The sequence below is a fragment of the Streptomyces durhamensis genome (assembly GCF_000725475.1).
Lineage (GTDB): Bacteria > Actinomycetota > Actinomycetes > Streptomycetales > Streptomycetaceae > Streptomyces > Streptomyces filipinensis.
Genome location: NZ_JNXR01000015.1, coordinates 464,162 through 485,927, shown reverse-complemented (window position 1 = coordinate 485,927; position 21,766 = coordinate 464,162). Strand labels below are relative to the sequence as shown.

The window sequence follows — 21,766 nt, the reverse complement described above, 5'->3', positions numbered from 1 at the left end:
GGCACAATCGAGCCCGATGAGCACCTACCGCGACCTCACGGCCCCCATCGGCTCCCGCCGAGCCCCGGTCCTGCGCACCGTCGGCACAAGAGAGCGCCGGTCCCACCTGACGGCGCCCCGGGTGCCGACGGTGGGCATCGACATCGGCGGCACCAAGGTCATGGCGGGCGTCGTGGACGCCGACGGCAACATCCTGGAGAAGCTCCGCGCGGAGACCCCGGACAAGTCCAAGAGCCCGCAGGTCGTCGAGGACACCATCGTCGAACTGGTCCTGGACCTGTCCGACCGGCACGACGTGCACGCGGTCGGCATCGGCGCGGCCGGCTGGGTCGACGCCGACCGCAACCGCGTCCTGTTCGCGCCCCACCTGTCCTGGCGCAACGAGCCCCTCCGCGACCGCCTGAGCGGGCGCCTCTCCGTGCCGGTCCTCGTGGACAACGACGCCAACACCGCCGCCTGGGCGGAGTGGCGCTTCGGCGCCGGCCGCGGCGAGGACCACCTCGTGATGATCACCCTCGGCACCGGCATCGGCGGCGCCATCCTGGAGGACGGCCAGGTCAAGCGGGGCAAGTTCGGCGTCGCCGGTGAGTTCGGGCACATGCAGGTCGTCCCCGGCGGGCACCGCTGCCCGTGCGGCAACCGCGGCTGCTGGGAGCAGTACAGCTCCGGCAACGCGCTGGTCCGCGAGGCCAAGGAGCTGGCCGCCGCCGACTCGCCGGTGGCCTACGGGATCATCGAGCACGTCAAGGGCAACGTCGACGACATCACCGGCCCGATGATCACCGAGCTGGCCCGCGAGGGCGACGCCATGTGCGTCGAGCTGCTCCAGGACATCGGCCAGTGGCTCGGCGTCGGCATCGCCAACCTCGCCGCCGCCCTGGACCCGTCCTGCTTCGTCATCGGCGGCGGGGTCTCGGCCGCCGACGACCTGCTCATCGGCCCGGCCCGGGACGCCTTCAAGCGGCACCTCACCGGCCGCGGCTACCGCCCCGAGGCCCGCATCACCCGCGCCCAGCTCGGCCCCGAGGCCGGCATGGTCGGCGCCGCCGACCTGGCCCGGCTGGTGGCCCGCCGGTTCCGCCGGGCCAAGCGCCGCCGGGTGGAGCGCTACGAGCGCTACGAGCGGTACGCCCAGGCCCGCCGCGACCAGGACACCGCATGACCGCGTCGCTGCCCCGCCAGGCCGCCCCGCCGGACGAGCCGCACCGGGCCGCCGAGAACTCCGGGCACAAGGCCAGGCGCCGGGCGCTCACCCTGCTGATCATCGGCCTGCTGATCGGTGTCCCCGCCGGCTACCTGGTGATCTCCGCCAACCAGAGCCGCGACAGCGGCAAGGACAAGGAGGCGAAGTACTCGGCGACCGGCCTGACGCCGGGCTTGCCGTCGAAGGTGCAGCGCCGGCTCTACCAGGTGACCGTCCCGCACCCCGCCGACCAGGTCGCCTCCTACGAGACGAACAACTGGAAGACCAGCCGTCTCTACGTGCAGTTCCACACCAACGCCGCCGGCCTGGACAGCTTCCTGCAGACCACGGGCACACGCCGGGACGAGCTGACGAAGGGCGACATCGCCATCGGCACCCGCGACCAGAAGGTCAGCGGCTGGCACTTCACCGGGCCCGGCCCCTGGTGGGGACTGACCCACGAGCAGAAGAACCCGGCGCCGACCCAGGACGTGGTCGTGAACATGTCCGACCCGAAGAACCCGATGGTCTACGTCGTCTCCCGCACGGTGCCGTGAACACCGGTCCCGGCCGGTCTCCGGGACCGATTGTCAGACCCCGCCCGTAGAGTCGAAGACGTCTGATCCGGCACACGGGCGGGAGGTGGCAGGACGTATGAGCGCAGGCACGGCCGCGGTGGCCGAGCACACGGGAGGTTCCGGCCCGGCCGGGAACCCGGCCTCGGTGCGCCTCGCCTCCGTCTTCCTGCCCGCGCCCCTCCCGCGCGAGGGCCGCGTCGCCTTCTGGGACCCCGACGGCGGTTCCGTCGAGGGCGGCACCGCCGAGCTCACGGTCGTACGACGGCACGGTGCCGGTGTGCGCCGCCGGCAGGTGCCCGCGCTGACCCTGCCGCTCGCCGAGGCCCTGCCGCTGCTGGTCCGGGCCCGCCGCGACCCGGCCGCGCATCCGGCCACCGCCTGCTGGGGCGCCGCCGCGCTGCACGCGCTCCGGCTGGTCGCCCGCGGCCGCCTGCTGCCTGGCCTGACCCCCGGCGGTCAGGACGCCTGGCGGGCCGGCCCGCTGGAACCCGACGACATCGCCCACCTGCGCGCGGTGGCGGCGGCCCTGCCCCCGGAGGGCCACGCGGTGCCGCTCCCGGACCCCGGCCCGCTCCGGCTGCCCGAGCCGGAGGCCCTGGTCCGCTCCTTCCTGGACGCGGTCGCCGACACCCTGCCCCGCACCCCGGCCGCCCCGTTCACCTGCGGCCGCCCCTTCGCCGCCCGGGAGCCGGTGGCGCTGCCGCAGGCCCAGGAGTGGGCGGCCGAGGTCGCCGCCGGCATGGACGCGGGCGTCCGGATCTCGCTGCGCCTGGACCTGTCGGCGTACGACGTCTTCGACGCCGGCGAACACGACGGCACCCGTGCCGCGGGCGCCGCCGTCGTGCAGGTGCACAGCCTCGCCGACCCCACCCTGGTGGCCGACGCGGCGGCCCTGTGGGCGGGGGAGGCCGACACGGCCTTCGGACCCCGCGCGCGGGTGGACGCCGCCCTCGCCGTGCGCCGCGCGGCACGCGTGTGGCCGCCCCTGGACCGGCTCGCCGACCACGACGTGCCCGATGTGCTCGCCCTGTCCGAGGAGGAGCTGGGCGACCTGCTCGGCGTCGGGGCCACCCGGCTGGCCGCCGCCGGGGTCGCCGTGCACTGGCCGCGGGACCTCGCCCGCGACCTCACGGCCGCCGCCGTGGTCCGCCCGGCGCCCGGCTCGGCCACCGACGGCACCGGCTTCTTCGAGAGCGAGGACCTGCTCCAGTTCCGCTGGCAGCTGGCGCTCGGCGGAGATCCGCTCAGCGAGGCCGAGATGGACGCCCTCGCCGAGGCCCACCGCCCGGTCGTACGGCTGCGGGACCGCTGGGTGCTGGTCGACCCGTCGCTCGTCCGCAAGGCCCGCAAGCGCGAACTGGGCCTGCTCGACCCGGTGGACGCGCTGTCCGTCGCGCTGACCGGCACCGCTGACGTCGACGGAGAGACCGTCGAGGCCGTCCCGGTCGGCGCGCTGGCCGCCCTCCGCGACCGGCTCACCGCGGGCCTGCGCCCCGCCGACCCGCCCCCGGCCCTCGCCGCCACCCTCCGCGACTACCAGCTGCGCGGTCTGGCCTGGCTGGACCTCATGACCTCCCTCGGCCTCGGCGGCTGCCTCGCCGACGACATGGGCCTCGGCAAGACCGTCACCCTCATCGCCCTGCACCTGAAGCGCGCCCGCACCGAACCGACGCTCGTGGTCTGCCCGGCCTCGCTGCTCGGCAACTGGCAGCGGGAGATCACCCGGTTCGCGCCCGGCGTGCCCGTCCGCCGCTTCCACGGCCCCGATCGCACCCTGGACGGACTGGACGGCGGCTTCGTCCTCACCACCTACGGCACCATGCGCTCCACCGCGACCCTCCTCGCCCAACAGCCCTGGGGCATGGTCGTCGCCGACGAGGCCCAGCACGTCAAGAACCCCTACTCGGCCACCGCCAAGGCGCTGCGCACCCTCCCGGCCCCCGCCCGCGTGGCCCTGACCGGCACCCCGGTCGAGAACAACCTCTCCGAACTGTGGGCCCTGCTCGACTGGACCACCCCCGGACTCCTCGGCCCCCTGAAGTCCTTCCGCGCCCGGCACGCCCGCGCGGTGGAGAACGGCGAGGACCAGGAGGCCACGGACCGCCTCGCCCGTCTGGTCCGGCCGTTCCTGCTGCGCCGCAAGAAGTCCGACCCCGGGATCGTCCCCGAACTGCCGCCCAAGACGGAGACCGACCACCCGGTGCCGCTCACCCGTGAACAGACCGCGCTGTACGAGGCGGTGGTGCGTGAGTCGATGCTGGCCATCGAGACCGCCGAGGGCATCGCCCGCCGGGGGCTGGTCCTGAAGCTGCTGGGCGCGCTGAAGCAGATCTGCGACCACCCGGCGCTGTACCTGAAGGAGGAGACGCACGCCGGCCGGCCGGCCGCCCGCTCCGGCAAACTCGCCCTTCTGGACGAGCTGTTGGACACCCTGCTCGCCGAGGACGGCTCGGCGCTCGTCTTCACCCAGTACGTCGGCATGGCCCGCCTCATCACCGCCCACCTGTCCGCCCGGGCCATCCCGGTCGACCTGCTGCACGGCGGCACACCGGTTCCGGAGCGCGAGCGCATGGTGGACCGCTTCCAGAACGGCGAGACCCCGGTCCTCGTCCTGTCCCTGAAGGCGGCGGGCACCGGCCTGAACCTCACCCGGGCGGGCCATGTCATCCACTTCGACCGCTGGTGGAACCCCGCCGTCGAGGAACAGGCCACCGACCGCGCGTACCGCATCGGCCAGACCCAGCCCGTCCAGGTCCACCGCCTGGTCACCGAGGGCACGGTCGAGGACCGCATCGCCGAGATGCTCGCCGCCAAGCGCGCTCTGGCCGACGCCGTCCTCGGCTCCGGCGAGGCGGCCCTCACCGAACTGACCGACCGCGAGCTGTCCGACCTCGTCTCCCTGCGGAGGACCGCATGACAGCCGCCACCCCCCGCCCCGGCGACGCCGCCCGCCGCGCCCTGCGGGCAGCACGGGTACGGACCGAGCGGGCACCGCAGGCATCGCAGGCAACGGCACCGGACGGACAGGGCATGGCTCCCGGGGCGGTTGAGGAGGAGGCGGGTACGTCTGCGGGGGCGGCCCAGGAGGGGCTGGGCGCGTCTGCGGGGACGGTTCAGGAGGGGGCGACCGGGGGGCCGCTTCCGGCTGGGTCGGACGCTTCGGAGGGGTTGGATCACGTGGGGCCGGGTGCTTCGGAGGGGTTGGTTCGCGTCGGGCCGGGTGCTTCGGAGGGGTTGGTTCGGACGGGGCTGGACGCTTCGGAGGGGTCGGTTCGGGCCGGGACGGACGCCTCGGAGGGGGCGGTCCACCTGGAGCCCGGTGCCTCGGCGGCTCCGGTTCAGCGCGCACCGGGTGCGGCAGGGTCGGCGGAGCGGGCGGAGAGGGAGTCCGCGGACACGGCCTCGCGAGCGGAGAGCAGGTCCGACGACACGGCTCAGCGCGCGGAGAGCGAGTCCGAGGGGGAGTCCGCGGACACGGCCTCGCGAGCGGAGAGCAGGTCCGACGACACGGCTCAGCGCGCGGAGAGCGAGTCCGAGGGGGCGGTGCCGCGGGCGTCGGCGGCTGGGTTCGGCGCATCTGTCCGGCGTGGCGAGGAGGCGTCGGCGGAGGCCGTCGAGCGAGCGGCGGCCGAGGGCGAGGCGGCTGTCGCGCACGCGGCGGCGGGCGCCTCCGAGACAACCGGCTCCGGCGCGGCGGGGGCAACGGACGCGGTGGCCGAGGCGATGTCGGACCGGCCTGCGGTCACCGGCCCGAGGCCCGGCGACGCGGCGCGTGCGGCACTCCGGGCCGCGGTGACCGCGCGGCGCGGCGAGCGCGCATCCGCGACGGCTGCCGTGCCCCCGAGCCGGGGCGGCGAAGACGTGCAGTCGGCCTCCGCTCCGCCCGCCCCCCCTTCTTCCCAGGCCATCCCTTCTTTCCCGGCCACCGCGTCGGCGCCGGCCGGTGCGGGCGGTCCGGGGCAGGACGACGCCCCGGACCGTGTCGGTGCCCTGCCGCAGGCCCGCTCCGCGGCTCCGGCAGGCGCCCGCCCCGCCGACGCCGCCCGGGAAGCGCTGCGGGCGGCCCGGCGTGAGGCGCTGCGGGCGGAGGCGGACGAGGCCGCCCGGCGCGGGACAGGGGCGGGGGAGCCGCATGGCCGCCGCGAGGCGCGCACGACGCGGAGCCCCGGCTCGACGGCTCCGCGCACCGGGTCCGCGTCCGGCCCGGACGCGGACTCCCGGGCCGCCCGGACCAAGGCCGCCCAGGACATGCGGCATTACCTGGCGAACGCCTTCCGGATGCCGGCGTGGTCCGACACCCCGGAGGACGACCCGAGCACCACCGGAACCAGCGACACCATCGAGAGCACCGAGAGCACCGAGAGCACCGAGAGCACCGACGGAGCCGACCCGCACCGCGCGACCCCCTCGACCACGCGCCCGCACACACCGCTCACCGACCCCGCCGAGCCGCACCCGATGCCCCCCGGGCCGGCGACCTCGCACACGCTCCCTGCGTCAGCCATCCCCACCGACCGGCCCCCGACGCGCCCGCACCCCACCTCCTCGGACCCCACCACTCCCTCAAGCCGCTCCACCTCGCCCCTCACGGCCCCCAGCCGTTCCACCCCGCACCCCACCTCCTCGGGCAGCCCCACCACCGCGACCCCCACCTCCCCCGAGCCCTCCACGCCGTCCACCCGGTCCCTCGCCACCCTCGCCTCCCCCCATGTGCCGTCCACCATGGCCACTCCCCACCGCGACACCGAACTGCGCCGTACCTTCCCGGCGTTCCCGCGCCGCGCGGCGGGTACCGAGGGGGACCCGTTCGCCGGGACCTGGTGGGGCAATGCCTGGGTGGGCGCGCTGGAGCAGGGCGCGCTGGACCCCAAGCGGCTGGCCCGCGGCCGCGGTTACGCGGACCAGGGCAACGTCGACGCGATCACCGTCACCCCGGGTCTCGTGCTGGCGTACGTGCGCGGAAGCCGCCCCCGGCCGTACCGGGTCCAGGTGCGGCTCCGCACGCTGGAGGACGAGGACTGGGAGCGGTTCCTGGACGCGGCCGCCGACCGCCCCGGGTACATCGCCGCGCTGCTCGACAAGGAACTGCCCCAGTCCCTCGCCGACTGCGGTGTCCCTCTGCTGCCCGGCCCCGGCGACCTCGCCCCGCGCTGCAGCTGCCCCGACTCCGGACACCCCTGCAAGCATGCGGCCGCGCTCTGCTACCAGACGGCACGGCTGCTCGACGCCGACCCGTTCGTGCTGCTCCTGCTGCGCGGCCGGGGCGAGAAGAACCTGCTCGACGCGCTGTCCCGGCGCAGCGCCGCCCGCGCGGCCCGCGCCGTCCAGGAGCGGCAGCCGCAGTCGCTGCCCGGCGTGCGCGCCACCGACGCCCTCGCCCCGCGCCGACTCCCGCCGCTGCCACCGCCGTTGCCCGCACCCCCGCACCCCGAGCAGCCACCGGTGTATCCGGCGGCACCCGGCGGCCCGGACCCCTTCGCGCTGGACCAGCTGGCGACGGACGCCGCCGCCCGCGCCCACGCGCTGCTCGGCACCGGACGCGACCCGGTCGGCGAACTGACCCTGTGGCAGGACGCGGTGCGCCTGGCCGCCGCCCGCCCCGGTTCCGGCCTCACGGCCGGCACCCGCACGCTCTACGCCACGCTCGCCGCGGCCGTCGACCGCACCCCGGCCGACCTCGCGCGTGCCGTGGCCGCCTGGCGTCAGGGCGGGCTTGCCGGGCTGGCCGTACTGGAGGAGCCGTGGGATCCGCCGGCCGGCCGCTTCGACCGGGCCCGCCCCCTGCTGCTCGCCGCCGACCTGCCGGCGTTCCGCCCCTGGCGCAACCGCCTCACCCACCCGCGCGGTCACGTCCAGCTCCGCCTGGGCCGTGACGGGCTGTGGTACGCCTACGAGTCGGAGCCCGGCCACGACGACTGGTGGCCCCGCGGCACCCCGGACCTCGACCCGGTGGGCGCCCTGACGGGTCTCGGCACACCGGACGACACCTGACCGAGACCGCGGGCCGTGCCGTGCCCGACACCGCGAAACCGGCGGTTTCCGGAAAAGCGCATACAGAAGACACGGTTGTGCTGCTCCCCTTGACTGGACAGCCGGCGAATCCTAGAGTCGCGTCATTGCGTGTCAATTGAACGGGGGAATTGACGTGACGCAGCATTTACGCTCGGTCGTCACGATAAGTCGGAATGCCTCGGCGAGCCTCTGCTCGGACGAGCTGGATGAAATCCGAACCCAACTCGACAAAAGCGGATACTCGTACATCCGGGGCATCTCGCCGGGCGAGTTCGACTACCCGTCCTTCGCCGCTCGCCTGGGGAATCCGATTCCCCATCACAATGGCGAGCTCATCTGGGACGTACGCCTTGATCCGACGATAGAGTCGATCTATCATGCCGGAAACATGGGGGCTCTGCTTCCGCACACGGAGGCCGTCGAACACCCCGGGCCGCCCCCGCGGTACATCATGCTGTGGTGCGTCAGGGAGGCGCGCGGGCCGGGCGGAGAGACGACGCTCGCAGACGGCTACGCGTGGATGAAGAGCCTTTCGGACAAGACGCGGCGGTCGCTGCACACTAATCGCTACACGTGGAAATCGTCCGACGGCATCATTCAATCAGGCTACTGCTCGAGCGCCGTCCACCCCATCCTCGAAGAGTTCGATGCGCGTCACATCCTGAGATATGACTACATCGACGTGGAGAGGGAAGACGACGGTTTACTCGATGCCGCACTCGAAGACGTGAAAGAGTTTTTCGGGGAGCAGCAGGTCGCCGTCAAAATCGAGCCCGGCTGCATCCTGGTCTGGGACAACTGGCGGATGCTGCACGGCAGAAACGCGTTCTCCGATCCTGAAAGGCACCTCAAGCGCATGCTCCTTTCCGGACGGTGAACCCCGAGGAGATCCTCGACGCGGCCTTTCTGACCGATCCCTACCCGTTCTTCGCCGGCCTGCGGCGCCACGACCCCGTGCACTGGAATGCGCCGACAGGCGCCTGGTACGTCACCCGGTACGCCGATGTCTTCGACCTGCTGGTGGACCCTCGGCTCTCCGCCTCGGCCGAGGGCGAGACGCTCACCCGTACGCCGGCGGAACGCGACATCGCCGCCCGGGTGCACGACTTCTTCGGCCGCTGGATGGTGTTCTCCGACCCTCCCCACCAGACCCGTGTCCGCGAGACGCTGCGGCACGTCTTCACACCGTCCTCCGTGGCCTCCTTCCAGAGCGAAGTGGTCCGGATCAGCACCGATGCCGTGACCGCGTTCCGCGCCGCCGGCGAGGACCTGATGACGGACCTCACGATCCCGTTCGCGCGGGCGACCGTGAGCGTGCTGCTCGGGGTCGAACCGGAGGAGTTCGCCGAAGTCGCCCGCTGGTCTGAGGAGTTGATGGCATTTCTGAACCGGTCCGCCCACGAGCCGCACGACGTGCGCTCCACCCTGCGGGCCATCCAGGACCTGACGGACTACGTCTGCGCGACCGTGCTGCCGCGCGGTCACGGCCTGGCGGCACCGGCACTGCGATCCGCCTTGCGGGACGGCGGCTGGGATCCGGTGACCACCAGCGCCACCTTCGCCCAGCTCCTCACCGGCGCCCTGGAACCCGTGTCCAACGGGCTGGGCGTCACGGTGACCGCCCTGCAGCGCCACCCGGACCAGCGCCGAGCGGTGTCCGAGGGCCAGGTGTCCTACGCGGACGCCGTCGAGGAGGCACTGCGTTTCGACGCGCCGTTCCACCTGGCCGCGCGCCGGGCCCTGGCCGACATCACCGTCGGCGGTGCGACGATCCACCGCGGCGACCACGTGATGCTGGTCCTCGCGTCCGCCAATCGGGACGAGGACCGCTTCGTGGCACCGGACCACTTCGACGTGCGGCGGGGGCCGGCGCGGCATCTGTCCTTCGGCCGCGGTGGCCACTACTGCCTCGGGTCCTTCCTCGCCAGACAGGAGATGGCCGTGCTGCTGCGTGAGCTCGACCGCCAGTGGCCCGAGCTCCAGGTGAACCTCGCCCGCACGGGCCGCTCGCCGGCCTTCGGAGCCACGCAGCTGCGGCCCGTACCCATCGTCGTCTGAACGGAACGGAAGCGTCATGCATGTGTGTTTCGTATGCAAGGGCAACATCTGCCGGTCCCCCATGGCAGCGCTGGTCTTCCGGGAGCATCTGCGGCATGCCGGGCTCTTCGACCGGATCCGGGTGACCAGCGCCGGAACCATCGACTACTACGCGGGAGAGCCGGCCGATCCCCGGACCTCGGCACTGCTGAAGGAACACGGCTGTCCCACCGACCACACGGCTGCCGTACTCGACGACGGCCATCTGTCCGCGGACCTGATCCTGGCCATGGACGCGAACCAGGCGAGCATCCTGCGGGACAGGCTGGACGACGACTCCAGGATCCGTATGCTGCGCTCGTTCGACCCGGCAGCGGGCCCGGACCTGGACGTACCCGACCCGTTCTACGGCGAGGAAGCGGACTTCAGGGAGGTCCTGCGCATCATCGAGGCCGCCCTGCCCGGGCTGCTGGAGTGGGTGCGCACGGCCGTCGAGCGGGAGACGGGCACCCCGCCGGCGACCCGCGGTACGCCGGCGCGCCGGCGCCTTGGGGAGCGGCGCAGGCACGCCGACGAACAGGGCGAGGCAGACCCGGCCGAGGCGGCCCGTCTCTTCGGCGAACTCGTTCCGGCCTACGAGGGGGAGTACGGCGCCGAGCACCTCGAAACGCTCACCACGCGTGACATCCACGCCCACTGGATCGGTGAGGCCGGCGATCCGCTGAAGGCGCTCACCCTCTTCCGCACCTACGTGCCGCAGTGGGAGCGCGTCGCCGGGCCTGAGCACACCGGCACCCTGCACAGCCGGCAGAACCTGTCCTTCTGGACCGGAGAGGCCGGCGACCCGGCGGCGGCCGCGGAGCTCTGCGAGGCGCTCCTGCCGGTCCGGGAACGGGTGCTCGGTCCCGAACACCCGGACACCTTGACCACCCGGCACCGTCACGCCTACTGGCTCGCGGAGTCCGGCGACACCGCCGGGGCCCTGGCCCTGCTCCAGCAGGTGCTCGCGGTGAAGGAGCGATGCCTGGGCGCCGACCATCCGGACACCCTGACCACCCGGCACGAGATCGCGCGGCGTGTGGGCGAGGCGGGTGACCCGGCCCGGGCCGTCGCGCTGTTCACCGAACTCCTCCCGGCGCGGGAACAGGCGCTGGGCAGCGGCCACTGCAGCTTCCTCACCTCCCGCCATGAGCTCGCCCGGTGGACCGGCGAGGCCGGGGACGGCCCGAGCGCCGTGGAGATGCTGCGTCAGCTGCTTCCCCTGCGCAGGAGCGTCCAGGGGATCCACCATCCACGGACGCTGACGACCTGGCACGAGCTCGCGCGATGGTCCGCTCACTGCGGCGACACCGAGAGCGCCGTCGGGATGCTGCGCGAGCTGCTTCCCCTCCGTGAGACCACACTCGGGGCCGGGCACCCGCACACGGGCGAAACCAGAGAGCTGCTCTCGCGACTGACATGATCGCGGCCTGCGGAAAGGGCGGATGACGACACATGGACCTGACGAGCCGGAGGGTGCTGGTCACCGGAGCCTCATCGGGTATCGGCGAGGCGATCGCCCGCGACCTGGGCGCGCGGGGAGCCAGGGTGGCGGTGCTGGCCCGTCGTGAGCGAGAGCTGGCGCAACTGGCCGGGGAGATCGGTGGCACGGCCGTCGTCGCCGATCTCCGGGAGGCGGAACGGATCGACGAGGCGGTGCGCACGGCGTGCTCCGCGCTCGGCGGCCTCGACGCGGTCGTGAACAACGTCGGTACCTTCCGTCTCGGCTATGTGGCCGACGGCCTCCTCGCGGACTGGCGGGACATGATCGAGCTCAACGTGCTCGGCCTTGCCGCTGTCACCCGGGCCGCGGTCCCGTACCTCACCGGCAGCCCGTGCGGCCAGGTCATCAACATAAGCTCCATGAGCGGCCGTCGGGTGAGCCATCCGGCCACCGGAATGTACGCCGCCACCAAACACGCCGTCCACGCGCTGAGCGAAGCACTCCGAAACGAGCTGCACCCCCGCGGAGTGCGCGTCACGGTCATCTCACCCGGAACCGTCGACACGAACCGCGGCGCGTACATCACCGACCCGGTGCTGCGCGCCGAGGCCGGGAGGGACCAGCAGGAACACGGCCTGCGGCCGGAGGACGTCGCGGCCCAGGTCCGTCATGTGCTGAACACCTCCCCGGACGTGCACCTGGTCGAGATCGCGATGGTGTCCACCCGGCAGCCCCCGGCCTGAGAGCTCCCGCACCCCCTTCGCCGTCCCCGTCTCCCGCCACCGGGCGACCCGTTTTCGGGTTTCGGTGGCGGACAGCAGCGACTGCGTCGAGCTGCTCACGGTTGTGCCGGGCCAGGTCGGTGCCCTTGGGGAAGTACTCAGGATGGCTCCGTTGTGGCCCGGCTCGCCGCTCTCGACACGAAGGAGTGAGGCGGTGACGACACGGGCTGTGCGGCCGATCGGCAGCACAGCGCAGGGGCATTCCCCGCGACGACGGACGGCGATATCAGCGGCTCGTGTCGGCGTCACCTTCGTCATGCGGAGGGTCTCCCTGTCTCCTGCCGCCCGGAGGGGAGCCCTCCCCGTGCTCTTCCAGCAGTTCGAGAAGCGCGGCGTCCGCTCTCCTCTGATCTTCCTTCGTCAGCTCGACCGGTGCGTTGTCGTAGACGGTGTAGCGACCTGGATCGATGATGTTGGCGGCCCTCAAGCTGAACGTCAGCAGGCGGCGCCAACCCTTGCGGTGGCCGACCCGCACTTGTATCTGGGCCTTGTAGTCACGGGCCTCCGGGAGGAATCCGGAAAACGGTGCCTCGAACTCGATGAAGAGTTGTTGCGCTTCTCTGCCGGGCACGACGAACCCCGCCGGCAGCTTCGCCTCCTCGTCCGGCCCCGGTTGGAGCCGGGACGGGGAGGAGACCCACAGCAGTGGCAGATGGGAGGCGGGCTCATCAGGGAAGGTCAGGATGATGTCCTGTACGACGATCGGTTTGGGACCGGTGTTGTGCAGGATGAGCGGCAGCCGTAGACGTGCCGTGGAACCATGGACGATCGCCGCGAAGGCATGAGGCTCCCACGCCTTCAGGCGTCCCTGTCGGGCGTGGAGCCACCAGAACGACGCGACGGTGAAGAGCAGTGCGCAGGCTGACACCACACTGGCGCCGGTAAGCGATGAGGACGCGATCTGATCCGCCGCGACCGTCAGCGGAACCACAGATTCAGTCTGCCAGCCCCATCATGGGCTCGCTAACAGGACGAGTGGACGCCGACCGTCCCCCGAAACGGTTCACAGGTCGGCAAGGAGCACGAGATACCACGCGACCAGGGCCGCGCACGCCACCGCCGGGATGAGCTTGGGCAGCCCGTCGCCCTTGCGCACGTGCGTGGTCACGGCACCGGTGAGCAGCGTCAGCAGTCCGATGCCGGCCAGGTCGCCGCACAGCGGTACGACCGGGCCGAGGACCACGCCGATGGCGCCCGCCAGCTCCAGGCCGCCGATGACCCGAGGCGGAGAGGATCACGAGGCGCCTTCGGGGGTGTGCGGGCGGCGGGCCTGGCGGCGTTCGGCGCCCAGGCCGGCGAAGTAGGCGATCAGGTCGGGGTTGTCGACCGCGGAGGGGTTGAGGACCTGGTCGGCGTGGGCGCCCTGGAGGAGGCGTTTGACCGGGACCTCGAGCTTCTTGCCGGTCTTGGTGTGCGGGATGGCCGGTACGGCGAGGATCTCGTCGGGGACGTGGCGGGGTGAGGCGCCGGTGCGGATCGCGTCGCGGATCTTCTCGCACAGGGACTCGTCCAGACCGACCCCGTCGGCGAGGACGACGAAGAGCGGCATCCAGTAGCCGCCGTCGGGTTCCTCCGCACCGATGACGAGGGCCTCGGCGATCTCGGGGAGGTGTTCGACGATGTCGTGGATGTCGGCGCTGCCCAGGCGTACGCCGTTGCGGTTGAGCGTGGCGTCGGAGCGGCCGTGCACGATCATCGAGCCGTGACTGGTCACGGTGATCCAGTCGCCGTGGCGCCACACACCCGGGTAGGCGCTGAAGTACGCGTCGCGGTAGCAGCTGCCGTCCGGGTCGTTCCAGAAGTACAGGGGCATGGACGGCATCGGTCGGGTGACGACGAGTTCGCCGACCTGGTCGACGACCGGCCGTCCCGCCCCGTCGTACGCCGCGAGCGCCACGCCGAGGTTGGGGGCGGACAGCTCGCCCGCCCAGACCGGGGTGGTGGGGGCGCTGCCGGCGAAGCCGGAGACGACGTCCGTGCCGCCGCTGGTGGAGGCCAGCTGGACGTCGGCGCCGACGTGGTCGCGGACCCAGGGATAGGCGGAGGCGGGCAGGGCGGAGCCGGTGCAGCCGATGACGCGGATCGACGACAGGTCGTGCACGGCTGGTTCGATGCCGAGCTTGGCCATGGCCAGCAGGTACTGGGGGCTGGTGCCGAAGACGGTGACCTTGTGGCGGGCCGCCAGTTCCCACAGGATGTCCGGGCGCGCGACCGGCGCGGGGCTGCCGTCGTAGGTGCAGGTGGCGGCACCGGTCAGCAGGGTGGAGACGGCCAGGTTCCACATCATCCAGTGGGTGGTGGTGTACCACAGCAGGCGGTCCCCGACGCCCAGGTCGCAGTGCAGGCCGAGGATCTTGAGGTGCTCCAGCAGGACGCCGCCGTGGCCGTGGACGATGCCCTTGGGCAGGCCCGTGGTGCCGGAGGAGAAGACGATCCACAGCGGGTGGTCGAACGGCACCGGGGCGATGGTGAGGTGCTCGGTGCGGGTGGCCGCGTCCTGCCAGGGAACCGTCAGTCCCGCGGTCCGGGTCTGGGGCCAGCCAAGGTCCAGGTGGTCCACGAGGACCGTGGCCTTCAGCGTGGGCAGGGCGGCGGCCAGGTCCAGCGAGGCGGCGCGGCGGTCGCGAGTGGTGCCGTTGAAGAGGTAGCCGTCCGCGGTGATGAGCACGGTCGGTTCGAGCTGGGCGAAGCGGTCGGCTGCGGCCTTGGGCGCGTAGTCCTGGCCGCACACCGACCACACCGCGCCCAGGCTGGCGGCGGCGAGGAAGGCGATGATCGCGTGGGGGGTGTTGGGCAGGTAGCCGACCACCCGGTCGCCCTGTCCGACGCCCAGGTCGCGCAGGGTGGCCGCGACCGAGGCGACCTGGGCGCGCAGTTCCCGGCCGGTGATCTCGTAGCCGGCTCCGGTCTCGTCCAGGGCGGATATCGCGGGGGCGTCCGGGTGCAGGTTGCGCAGCGCGTGGTGCGCGTAGTTGAGGGTGGCGCCGGGGAACCAGCGGGCGCCGGGCATGGTCTCCTCGTCCAGCACCCGCTCGTACGCGGTGGTGGCATCGACGTCGAAGTACTCCCACACCGCCGCCCAGAATCCTTCCAGGTCGGTGACCGACCAGCGGTGCAGGGCCTGGTAGTCGGTGGGGTCCTGGAGCCCTTCGGCGTCCCGGTGCCGGGCGGCCCAGCGGGCGAAGTCCGCGATGCGGCTGTTGGCGGCCGCCTTCGGGTCGGGAGGCAGGAAGGGCTCCGGATACAGGGTGGGGCGCGGGGTGGTCATGGTGCGGTGCTCCTCGTCAGGGGGCGGGCTGGGCTTCGGCGGGGCGGCGGGTGGTGTGCAGCAGCGGGGCCCAGGCTGCGGTGTCGGTGAAGCCGCCGGCACCGGTGGGGACGGTGTCCAGTACGACGCGGTCGGGGCGCAGCAGGACGGCGTCGGCGCGGCCGCGGGCCAGCCAGGCGGCCAAGGTGCCGTCGTCGCTCAGTTCCCCGACGTGGACCGTGGGCGCGCCCAGTGCCGTGGCCACGCCCGTCATCTGCGCGGTCGGTGGTACGGCGGTCAGGACGGTGAAGGAGTCGCCGAGGCCGTCGTCGAGGCGCACTTGCCTGCCGCCCCGCAGTACCCAGGGTTGGGGGCAGAAGGTGCCGGGCAGGGAGCGCCCGGTCAGCCGGGGGCGGCGCCGTATGAGTGGACCGGCGGTCAGGGCGGGGCTGAGGTCGCGGCTGACGGTCGCGGTCACGCCGGGGATGCGGCAGGCCGCGCCCACGACGATCCGGCGGAGCGCCGCTCCGCGGTCCTGTCCGCCGGTCATGGCCCAGCCGACGGCGACCGCGAGGCGGATCACGTGGCGGGCGTGCGGCTTGCGCTCCTGCTCGTAGGTGTCCAGCAGCCGTTCGTCCGCGCCCTGCCGGAGGACGCGGGCGAGTTTCCAGGTGAGGTTGCGGGCGTCGCGCAGGCCCGCGCACAGCCCCTGCCCGATGAAGGGCGGGGTGAGGTGGGCGGCGTCGCCGAGCAGGAAGACGCGTCCGCGGCGCCAGCGGTCGGCGAGGCGGGCGCGGAAGGTGTACTGCGCCTGCCGGATCACCTCGAAGTCATCGTCCAAGGACCCGTCAGACGGCAGGTCCACCCAGGGGGCGACCAGCTCGCGCAGGCGTTCCAGCCCCTGCGGGCCGTCCAAGGGCTCGCCCTCGGCCATCCGGAACTCCCAGCGGTAGCGGTCCCCGCCGACGCGCATGAACGTGGCCGGCCGGGTGGGGCAGCAGACCTGCTCGGCGCCTTCCCAGGTGCGCACCGGAAGGCTGGTGCGGACGTCGATGACCCTCCAGCTCTCCTCGAAGTGCAGGTCCTCCCACACGGCGCCGATGGCGTCACGGGCGAGGCTGCCCGCGCCGTCGCAGCCGAGGACGGCATCGGCCCACAGATGCTCCTCCTCGTCGCTGCCGTCACGGCGGAAGGTGACCCGGACCGGACCCGTCGGAGCGTGTGATCCACCGGTGTCCTGCGTGACGGACACGACCTCCACCCCGCCCCACAGCTCGCACTCGGGGCGGCGCTTGAGGGCGGCGCGCAACAGGCGCTCCAGCTCGGGCTGGTCGAACATGCTGGTCTGCGGGAAGCCGTGGGGGCCGTGCAGGGAGCGCGGGAACTCGGCGATCACGCGGCGCCGGGGGTCCAGCAGCCGCAGGCCCGGTGCCGGGCGCGCGACGGCGGCGAACTCCTCGTGAACGCCGACGCTCTGCAGGATCCGGCGGACCTCGTCGTCCACGACGACGGCTCGCGGCAGGGGGTAGATGTCCCGGTGGCGTTCCAGGAGCACGCTGGGCACTCCGCGCTGGGCGAGCAGGAGCGCGGCGGTGACCCCCACGGGCCCCGCGCCGATGATCACTACCGGTCTGCGGGCGGTTGCGGCGCTCACCTTGCGTCCGTCACAGGGTTCCGCTGCTCGCCGAGGTCGATCCGCCCGTCCGGGGTGGCGATCGTCGCGGTCACGACGTCACCGGAGTGCAGGTACAGGGGGTTCTTGGCCTGCCCCTTGAAGAACGCCTTCCACTTCACCGTGGGCGGGAGCAGCGCACTGATCTTCGCGACCGGCTTGGACGGGGCCTTCAGCGCGGTGCCGCCGGGTGTGCCGGTCAGCAGCAGGTCACCTGGGTCGAGGGTCTGGAAGCGGGCGAGCAGGGTGAGCGCCTGGGCGGGCCGTACGATCATGTCGGCGAGGGTGCGGTCCTGGCGCGGTACGCCGTTGACGGACAGCCGCAGCCGCAGGTTCAGCAGGTGGGTGAAGTCGTCGGGCTCCAGCAGGGCCAGGTAGGGACCTGTCGGCGTGAACGTCGGGTACGACTTGCTCTCGTAGAACTGGGTCTTGGTCAGCTGCACGTCGCGTGCGCTGACGTCGTTGGTGAGGACCAGCCCGGCGACGTAGCGCGGTAGGTCCTGCTCTTCCACGACGGTGCCTACGGGCAGGGTCGCGCCCATGACGAGGCCGAGTTCCACCTCGTAGTCGAGGAAGTTGACGTGCGCCGGGCGGACGATCGTGTCGTGCGGGCCGCTGACCGAGCCGGACGCCTTGCGGAAGAAGGTGGGCGGGATGTCGCCGGTGAAGCCCGAATCCTTGGCGTGGCTGCGGTAGTTGACCATCTGGGCGACCACCCGGCAGGGGGTCGTGACCGGGGGCAGTGCCACCAGGTCGGCGACCGGCGTGCCGCTTTCGCCGGAGGCGGCGGCCTCGCGGACCGCCTCCCGGTCGGCGAGCAACTCGGCGGTGGTGACGGCCTTGGTCTCGATGCGGACGGCGCGCTCGTCGCGTACGGTCCACCAGCCGTCGGGGGTGCGCAGAACGTTGGTGCTCATGAGCTCATCGCTTTCATCAGGCCCAGCAGGCGTACGGGGTCGAGTTCGTTGTCGCCGCGCAGGGCATGCATGACTTCGCGCAGCTTGGCGGGGGACGGGTTGGCGCCGAGGAAGTCGCGGGTGACGGGCGGGCCCCACTGGGCCAGGCCGCTCGCGGACATCGGCGCCCAGCCGGGTTCGAGGTCGCAGGAGAACAGGTCGCCGTCGGCGAAGTGCTCCAGCATGAAGCGGTCGGGGTCGCGCCAGTAGTCGAAGAGCTGGCTGCCCTGGATGTGCCGGCCGATGCCCCAGCTGCGCCGGTAGCCGCGCTCGGCGAGGTACTCGCCGCCGGCGGCGATCGCGTCGAGGTCGGTGACCTGGTAGGCGGAGTGGACGTACCCGGTGCCGGGCCCCAGGTGCAGGGCGAGGGTGTGGTGGTCCACGGGCAGGCTGCCCTGGTCGCAGCGGATGAACGCCATCGTCGGCCCGCGCCCGCGCTGCCCGTCCAGGAACAGGAAGTCGGACACGATCATCCCGAGGGTGTCCAGGTACCAGTCCAGGGCCCGCATGAACACCCGCGTCTCCAGCACCACGTGCCCGAGCCGCTGTATACGCGACGGCTCACGGGGCGGCCGCTGCGTGGCGTTCGTACGACGGTGCTCGGCGCCGGTGTTGAGGATCAGCGGCTGCTGCTCGGGCAGGGCGGGCAGCTGCTCGGCGCAGTGCACGACCCGCACCGGGAAGCCGGAAGGATCGAGCAGAGCGACCGACCGTCCGCCACCGGGGACGTCGATGCCCCGGACGTCACTGCCGGCCGCGCGGGCCAGCCGGTCCAGATCGGCCCGTTCGGCGGCGCGGAACGCCGGCCCTACGAAGCGGGACGCCTGCCCGCGCCGGATGACCATGCACGGTGAGCCGGCGAAGGTGCCGCGCAGCCACAGCTCCCGCTCGGTGCGGGCGGCGATCGCGAACCCGAAGTCCCGGGCGAACACCTCGGCCCGGTCCAGGTCCGGCTTCTCGAACTCCAACCAGGCCAGGTCCGCCACCTTGATGACGGGGTTCCGGGACCGGCCGGGATGCTCACCGCGCAGGGCGCCCAGCTCACTGTGGAGATCTTGATGGGGCGTCTGGAGACCGGCCCTGTTAACGGGGGTGTGGGACATGGTGCCCTCCAAGCAACACTGCCGTAATGAGGAAATCATCAACTTTGCCGTTGCTCACCGTCAATAGAGCAGACCCAAAGAATTGAGGAAATCATCAGTGATGCGGGTGTCATCGGTCCGGTTGTTAGACTCGGTCGTATGCCGACGTCAGCCCCGCCCCGCAACCGCTTCGAACGGCGCCGCGCCGAGACCCGTCAGGCCCTCATCCGTGCGGCCCGGCAGATCCTCGCGGAGACCGGGGACACCAGCGCCAGCATCCAGGCCATCGCCGAGCGCGCCGATGTCGGCTTCGGGTCCTTCTACAACCACTTCGAGTCGAAGACGGAGCTGTTCGACGCGGCGGTGACGGACGCCCTGGAGGAGTTCGGGCAGGTCATCGACGCGCGGGTAGAAGGCATCGACGACCCGGCCGAGCTGGTCGCGGCCGGCTTCCGGCTCACCGCCCGGATGGCCGACTCCCACCCGGAACTCATGCGAATCCTGCGCGACCGCGGCCTGGCCCACATCCACTCCGAGCGGGGGCTGTCCCCACGAGCGCTCCGTGATCTGGAGCGCGGCATCGCCTCGGGCCGCTTCACCGGCACCGACCCGACCACGGCCCTGTCCGCTCTGGGCGGGACCCTGCTGTCCCTCGTGGCGCTGAGGCTGGCCCGCCCCGACCTCGACGGCGACGAGACCGCCTCCGACATGGCCGCAATGGTCCTGCGCATGCTCGGCCTCTCCGCGGACGACGCGCACGAGGTCACCCGTCGCCCGCTGCCCGGCCTCGACTGACCGTCAACCCACCTCTGCATCGCGCAGAAGATCCCGAACCCGGCGCGCAGCGACCTTCGGGGCTACGCCGGCGGCGACGAGGAACGAGGTCGCCGCAGCCTCACCTCTGGGATCCGCCCACGTGGACGCGGTGTTCTCCTCGGCCAGGGCCAGTATCAGGGCCTCCAGCGCCTGGGCGAGGACAGGCGCGGGGACATGGTCCGCGAACATGCCTTCGTCCTGGCCACGCCGTAGGGCCGCGACGGCCTCTTCGCGCGCCGGCGCCAAGGTGGTGCGGATCGCCTCCTGTCCCACACCGCGGCGCCCCAGAGAGATGAGCATGCGGTACTGGTCGCCCACCGCCCATGCCGCCAGCACCATCCGTGTCATCGCCTCGATCGGGTCGGCATCCGCGGTACGGGCTTCGGCAAGCGCCTGTCGGAGTTCATGGCCTGCTTCCTGTGTCAGGTCGGCGATCAGCGCATGCCGGCTGGGGAAGTGTCCGTAGAGGGTGCGCCGGGCGACGCCGGCCGCCTGAGAGATGCTGTCGAGACTCGCGTCCGGGTCCTCCCGCAGTATCCGCCGGGCGGTCGCGAGGATGCGTCTGCGGTTGGAGTGAGCATCCCTGCGCTGCACAGTACGGCCCGGGGCGTCGGTCGTCTGCATGGTTCTGTCTCTCCATGGTTGCCGGAAAGCCGTGGGCGCCGGTGCTCCCTCACGCACCGGCGCCCACTCACCCCCGCCCAGGGTGGCTTGCCGTCCTGCTGACGGGCGTCAGGGGACGAGGATGAGGCGGATCGGGTCGCCGATCTTGTTCTCCAGCCGGTGGACGGCGTCGGCGGCCTCGACGAGCGGGATGTGGTCGGTGATGGAGGGAGCGAGGTCGAGCCGTCCGGCCGCGGTCAGCTGCACCAGCTCGGAGACGGACTCGGGGAAGCCGCCGTAGTGGCCGCGCACCTGCTTCTGCAGGTAGTTGAAGGTCAGGCCCTCGGTGATGGTCAGTGGCCGGGGTGTGATGCCCACCAGGATCAGGGAGCCGCCCAGGCCGAGCACGGAGGCGGCCTGGTCGCGGACGGCGGGTACGCCGGCGCAGTCGAAGGCGAAGTCCAGGCCGCGCCCGCCGGTGGCTGCGCGGACCTGGTCGGCGAAGTCGGGGGCGGCCGGGTCCAGGGCGTAGTCCGCGCCGAAGGCCAGGGCGCGCTCACGCGCGCTGGGCAGCGGGTCGACGGCGATGACCGGGGCGGCGCCGACCAGGCGGGCGAGGCGTACGTTGTGCGCACCGACTCCGCCGACTCCCCAGACGCCGACGGACTGGGCGGCACGGACGCCCGCGGTGGCGACGACGGCGGCGTAGGGGGTGGAGACCGCGTCGGGGATGATCGCGGCCTGGTCGAAGGGGAGGCTGTCGGGGATGGGGATGAGGGTGTCCTCGCGGGCGATCACGTACTCGGCCCAGCCGCCGTCGTAGTCGATGCCGGCGGTGAGCATCTGGGTGCAGGGGCGGTGGCGCACGCATCCGGCGCACGTGCCGCAGGTCTTGCCGGCCTCCAGGGTGACGCGGGTGCCGACGGGCAGGCCGCGCTTGAGGCCGGGGCCGAGCGTGTGGATCACACCGGAGACCTCGTGGCCGACGGTGATGGTGTCGGAGGTGGCGAACAGCGGGACGAGGGAGCCGTCGAGGAGGTGGACGTCGGAGAGGCAGACGCCGGCGGCCTTGACCTCGATGAGGACCTCGCCCGGGCCCGGCACGGGGATCGGGACCTCTTCCACGGCGAACTTCTTGCTGTCGAGGTGGAAGCGTCCGGCGAGCATGGTGTCCATGGTGATCTGCTTTCTGTGAGCGGCACGGCCCGGTGGTCCGGGCCATGGGCGCCATGGGGTGTCTGAATGGCTGGTGGGGCCGGGAGGCGTGCGGGGGCGGCAGGACGTCCGCACGCCTCCCGGCGGCTGGGGGGCAGCG

Annotated in this window: 17 protein-coding genes; 9 read left to right on the top strand and 8 right to left on the bottom strand. The window is 72.6% G+C overall.

Features of this window, described 5'->3' with window-relative positions; translation table 11 throughout:
* Nucleotides 1-16 precede the first annotated feature (16 nt).
* From IO33_RS0124030 to IO33_RS0123985, 8 genes are all read left to right on the top strand, one after another.
* The gene (locus IO33_RS0124030; RefSeq protein WP_031168406.1) at nucleotides 17-1,162 is read left to right on the top strand and encodes an ROK family glucokinase; all 1,146 of its coding nucleotides are present in this window, start codon (nucleotides 17-19) and stop codon (nucleotides 1,160-1,162) included.
* Entirely contained in the window at nucleotides 1,159-1,740 is a 582-nt protein-coding gene (locus IO33_RS0124025) for a hypothetical protein (RefSeq protein ID WP_031168404.1), read from the top strand. The genes IO33_RS0124030 and IO33_RS0124025 overlap by 4 nt, the downstream gene beginning before the upstream one ends.
* A 97-nt stretch (nucleotides 1,741-1,837) precedes the next feature.
* Nucleotides 1,838-4,678, top strand: a complete 2,841-nt coding sequence (locus tag IO33_RS0124020; RefSeq protein ID WP_031168401.1) for a DEAD/DEAH box helicase — start codon at nucleotides 1,838-1,840, stop codon at nucleotides 4,676-4,678.
* Between the two features lie 626 nt (nucleotides 4,679-5,304).
* Nucleotides 5,305-7,752: an SWIM zinc finger family protein gene (locus IO33_RS52650; protein WP_245235858.1), complete on the top strand. Its 2,448-nt coding sequence runs from the start codon at nucleotides 5,305-5,307 to the stop codon at nucleotides 7,750-7,752.
* 154 nt (nucleotides 7,753-7,906) lie between these two features.
* Nucleotides 7,907-8,650 carry a TauD/TfdA family dioxygenase gene (locus IO33_RS0124005; protein ID WP_031168395.1) on the top strand — a complete coding sequence of 248 codons (744 nt, stop codon included), beginning with the start codon at nucleotides 7,907-7,909 and terminating at the stop codon, nucleotides 8,648-8,650.
* The gene (locus IO33_RS0124000; protein ID WP_031168393.1) at nucleotides 8,647-9,831 is read left to right on the top strand and encodes a cytochrome P450; all 1,185 of its coding nucleotides are present in this window, start codon (nucleotides 8,647-8,649) and stop codon (nucleotides 9,829-9,831) included. The genes IO33_RS0124005 and IO33_RS0124000 overlap by 4 nt, the downstream gene beginning before the upstream one ends.
* Nucleotides 9,832-9,847: 16 nt before the next feature.
* Nucleotides 9,848-11,272 (top strand): arsenate reductase/protein-tyrosine-phosphatase family protein, encoded by a 1,425-nt coding sequence (locus IO33_RS46660; protein ID WP_063765774.1) that lies wholly within the window; start codon nucleotides 9,848-9,850, stop codon nucleotides 11,270-11,272.
* A 32-nt stretch (nucleotides 11,273-11,304) separates the two neighbouring features.
* On the top strand, nucleotides 11,305-12,036 hold the full coding sequence (locus IO33_RS0123985; protein WP_031168390.1) for an SDR family oxidoreductase: 732 nt from the start codon (nucleotides 11,305-11,307) through the stop codon (nucleotides 12,034-12,036).
* A 265-nt stretch (nucleotides 12,037-12,301) separates the two neighbouring features.
* Here IO33_RS0123985 and IO33_RS0123980 read toward each other — a convergent pair whose 3' ends face one another.
* The 6 genes from IO33_RS0123980 to IO33_RS0123955 all read right to left on the bottom strand — a co-directional run bounded on the left by IO33_RS0123980 (nucleotide 12,302) and on the right by IO33_RS0123955 (nucleotide 19,053).
* Entirely contained in the window at nucleotides 12,302-13,006 is a 705-nt protein-coding gene (locus tag IO33_RS0123980; protein ID WP_031168388.1) for a hypothetical protein, read from the bottom strand.
* A 72-nt stretch (nucleotides 13,007-13,078) separates the two neighbouring features.
* Nucleotides 13,079-13,291: a DoxX family protein gene (locus IO33_RS0123975; protein WP_078963863.1), complete on the bottom strand. Its 213-nt coding sequence runs from the start codon at nucleotides 13,289-13,291 to the stop codon at nucleotides 13,079-13,081.
* Nucleotides 13,292-13,309: 18 nt separating this feature from the next.
* Nucleotides 13,310-15,343 (bottom strand): acetoacetate--CoA ligase, encoded by a 2,034-nt coding sequence (locus IO33_RS0123970; protein WP_031168384.1) that lies wholly within the window; start codon nucleotides 15,341-15,343, stop codon nucleotides 13,310-13,312.
* A gap of 16 nt (nucleotides 15,344-15,359) precedes the next feature.
* Entirely contained in the window at nucleotides 15,360-16,976 is a 1,617-nt protein-coding gene (gene mhpA, locus IO33_RS0123965) for a bifunctional 3-(3-hydroxy-phenyl)propionate/3-hydroxycinnamic acid hydroxylase MhpA (protein WP_031168382.1), read from the bottom strand.
* On the bottom strand, nucleotides 16,973-17,911 hold the full coding sequence (locus tag IO33_RS0123960) for a fumarylacetoacetate hydrolase family protein (RefSeq protein WP_031168380.1): 939 nt from the start codon (nucleotides 17,909-17,911) through the stop codon (nucleotides 16,973-16,975). The genes mhpA and IO33_RS0123960 overlap by 4 nt, the downstream gene beginning before the upstream one ends.
* Nucleotides 17,908-19,053 (bottom strand): VOC family protein, encoded by a 1,146-nt coding sequence (locus IO33_RS0123955; RefSeq protein ID WP_031168378.1) that lies wholly within the window; start codon nucleotides 19,051-19,053, stop codon nucleotides 17,908-17,910. Before IO33_RS0123955 ends, IO33_RS0123960 begins: the two co-directional genes overlap by 4 nt.
* 138 nt (nucleotides 19,054-19,191) lie before the next feature.
* Between IO33_RS0123955 and IO33_RS0123950 the strand changes: the two genes are divergently transcribed.
* Nucleotides 19,192-19,827 (top strand): TetR/AcrR family transcriptional regulator, encoded by a 636-nt coding sequence (locus IO33_RS0123950; RefSeq protein ID WP_031168376.1) that lies wholly within the window; start codon nucleotides 19,192-19,194, stop codon nucleotides 19,825-19,827.
* Nucleotides 19,828-19,830: 3 nt separating this feature from the next.
* Here IO33_RS0123950 and IO33_RS0123945 read toward each other — a convergent pair whose 3' ends face one another.
* Entirely contained in the window at nucleotides 19,831-20,472 is a 642-nt protein-coding gene (locus IO33_RS0123945; RefSeq protein ID WP_031168374.1) for a TetR/AcrR family transcriptional regulator, read from the bottom strand.
* 108 nt (nucleotides 20,473-20,580) lie between these two features.
* A complete protein-coding gene (locus tag IO33_RS0123940) occupies nucleotides 20,581-21,627 on the bottom strand; it encodes a zinc-binding dehydrogenase (protein WP_031168372.1) in 1,047 nt (348 codons plus the stop codon).
* Nucleotides 21,628-21,766 lie beyond the last annotated feature (139 nt).

What these genes read in the sequence shown, in the direction of transcription:
- IO33_RS0123950 (WP_031168376.1), top strand. Translation starts at nt 19,192, where the DNA reads ATGCCGACGTCAGCCCCGCCCCGCAACCGCTTCGAACGGCGCCGCGCC.
- IO33_RS0123985 (WP_031168390.1), top strand. Translation starts at nt 11,305, where the DNA reads ATGGACCTGACGAGCCGGAGGGTGCTGGTCACCGGAGCCTCATCGGGT.
- IO33_RS0123970 (WP_031168384.1), bottom strand. Translation starts at nt 15,343, where the DNA reads ATGACCACCCCGCGCCCCACCCTGTATCCGGAGCCCTTCCTGCCTCCC.
- IO33_RS46660 (WP_063765774.1), top strand. Translation starts at nt 9,848, where the DNA reads ATGCATGTGTGTTTCGTATGCAAGGGCAACATCTGCCGGTCCCCCATG.
- IO33_RS0124025 (WP_031168404.1), top strand. Translation starts at nt 1,159, where the DNA reads ATGACCGCGTCGCTGCCCCGCCAGGCCGCCCCGCCGGACGAGCCGCAC.
- IO33_RS0124020 (WP_031168401.1), top strand. Translation starts at nt 1,838, where the DNA reads ATGAGCGCAGGCACGGCCGCGGTGGCCGAGCACACGGGAGGTTCCGGC.
- IO33_RS0123945 (WP_031168374.1), bottom strand. Translation starts at nt 20,472, where the DNA reads ATGCAGACGACCGACGCCCCGGGCCGTACTGTGCAGCGCAGGGATGCT.
- IO33_RS0124030 (WP_031168406.1), top strand. Translation starts at nt 17, where the DNA reads ATGAGCACCTACCGCGACCTCACGGCCCCCATCGGCTCCCGCCGAGCC.
- IO33_RS0123940 (WP_031168372.1), bottom strand. Translation starts at nt 21,627, where the DNA reads ATGGACACCATGCTCGCCGGACGCTTCCACCTCGACAGCAAGAAGTTC.
- IO33_RS0123955 (WP_031168378.1), bottom strand. Translation starts at nt 19,053, where the DNA reads ATGTCCCACACCCCCGTTAACAGGGCCGGTCTCCAGACGCCCCATCAA.
- IO33_RS0123960 (WP_031168380.1), bottom strand. Translation starts at nt 17,911, where the DNA reads ATGAGCACCAACGTTCTGCGCACCCCCGACGGCTGGTGGACCGTACGC.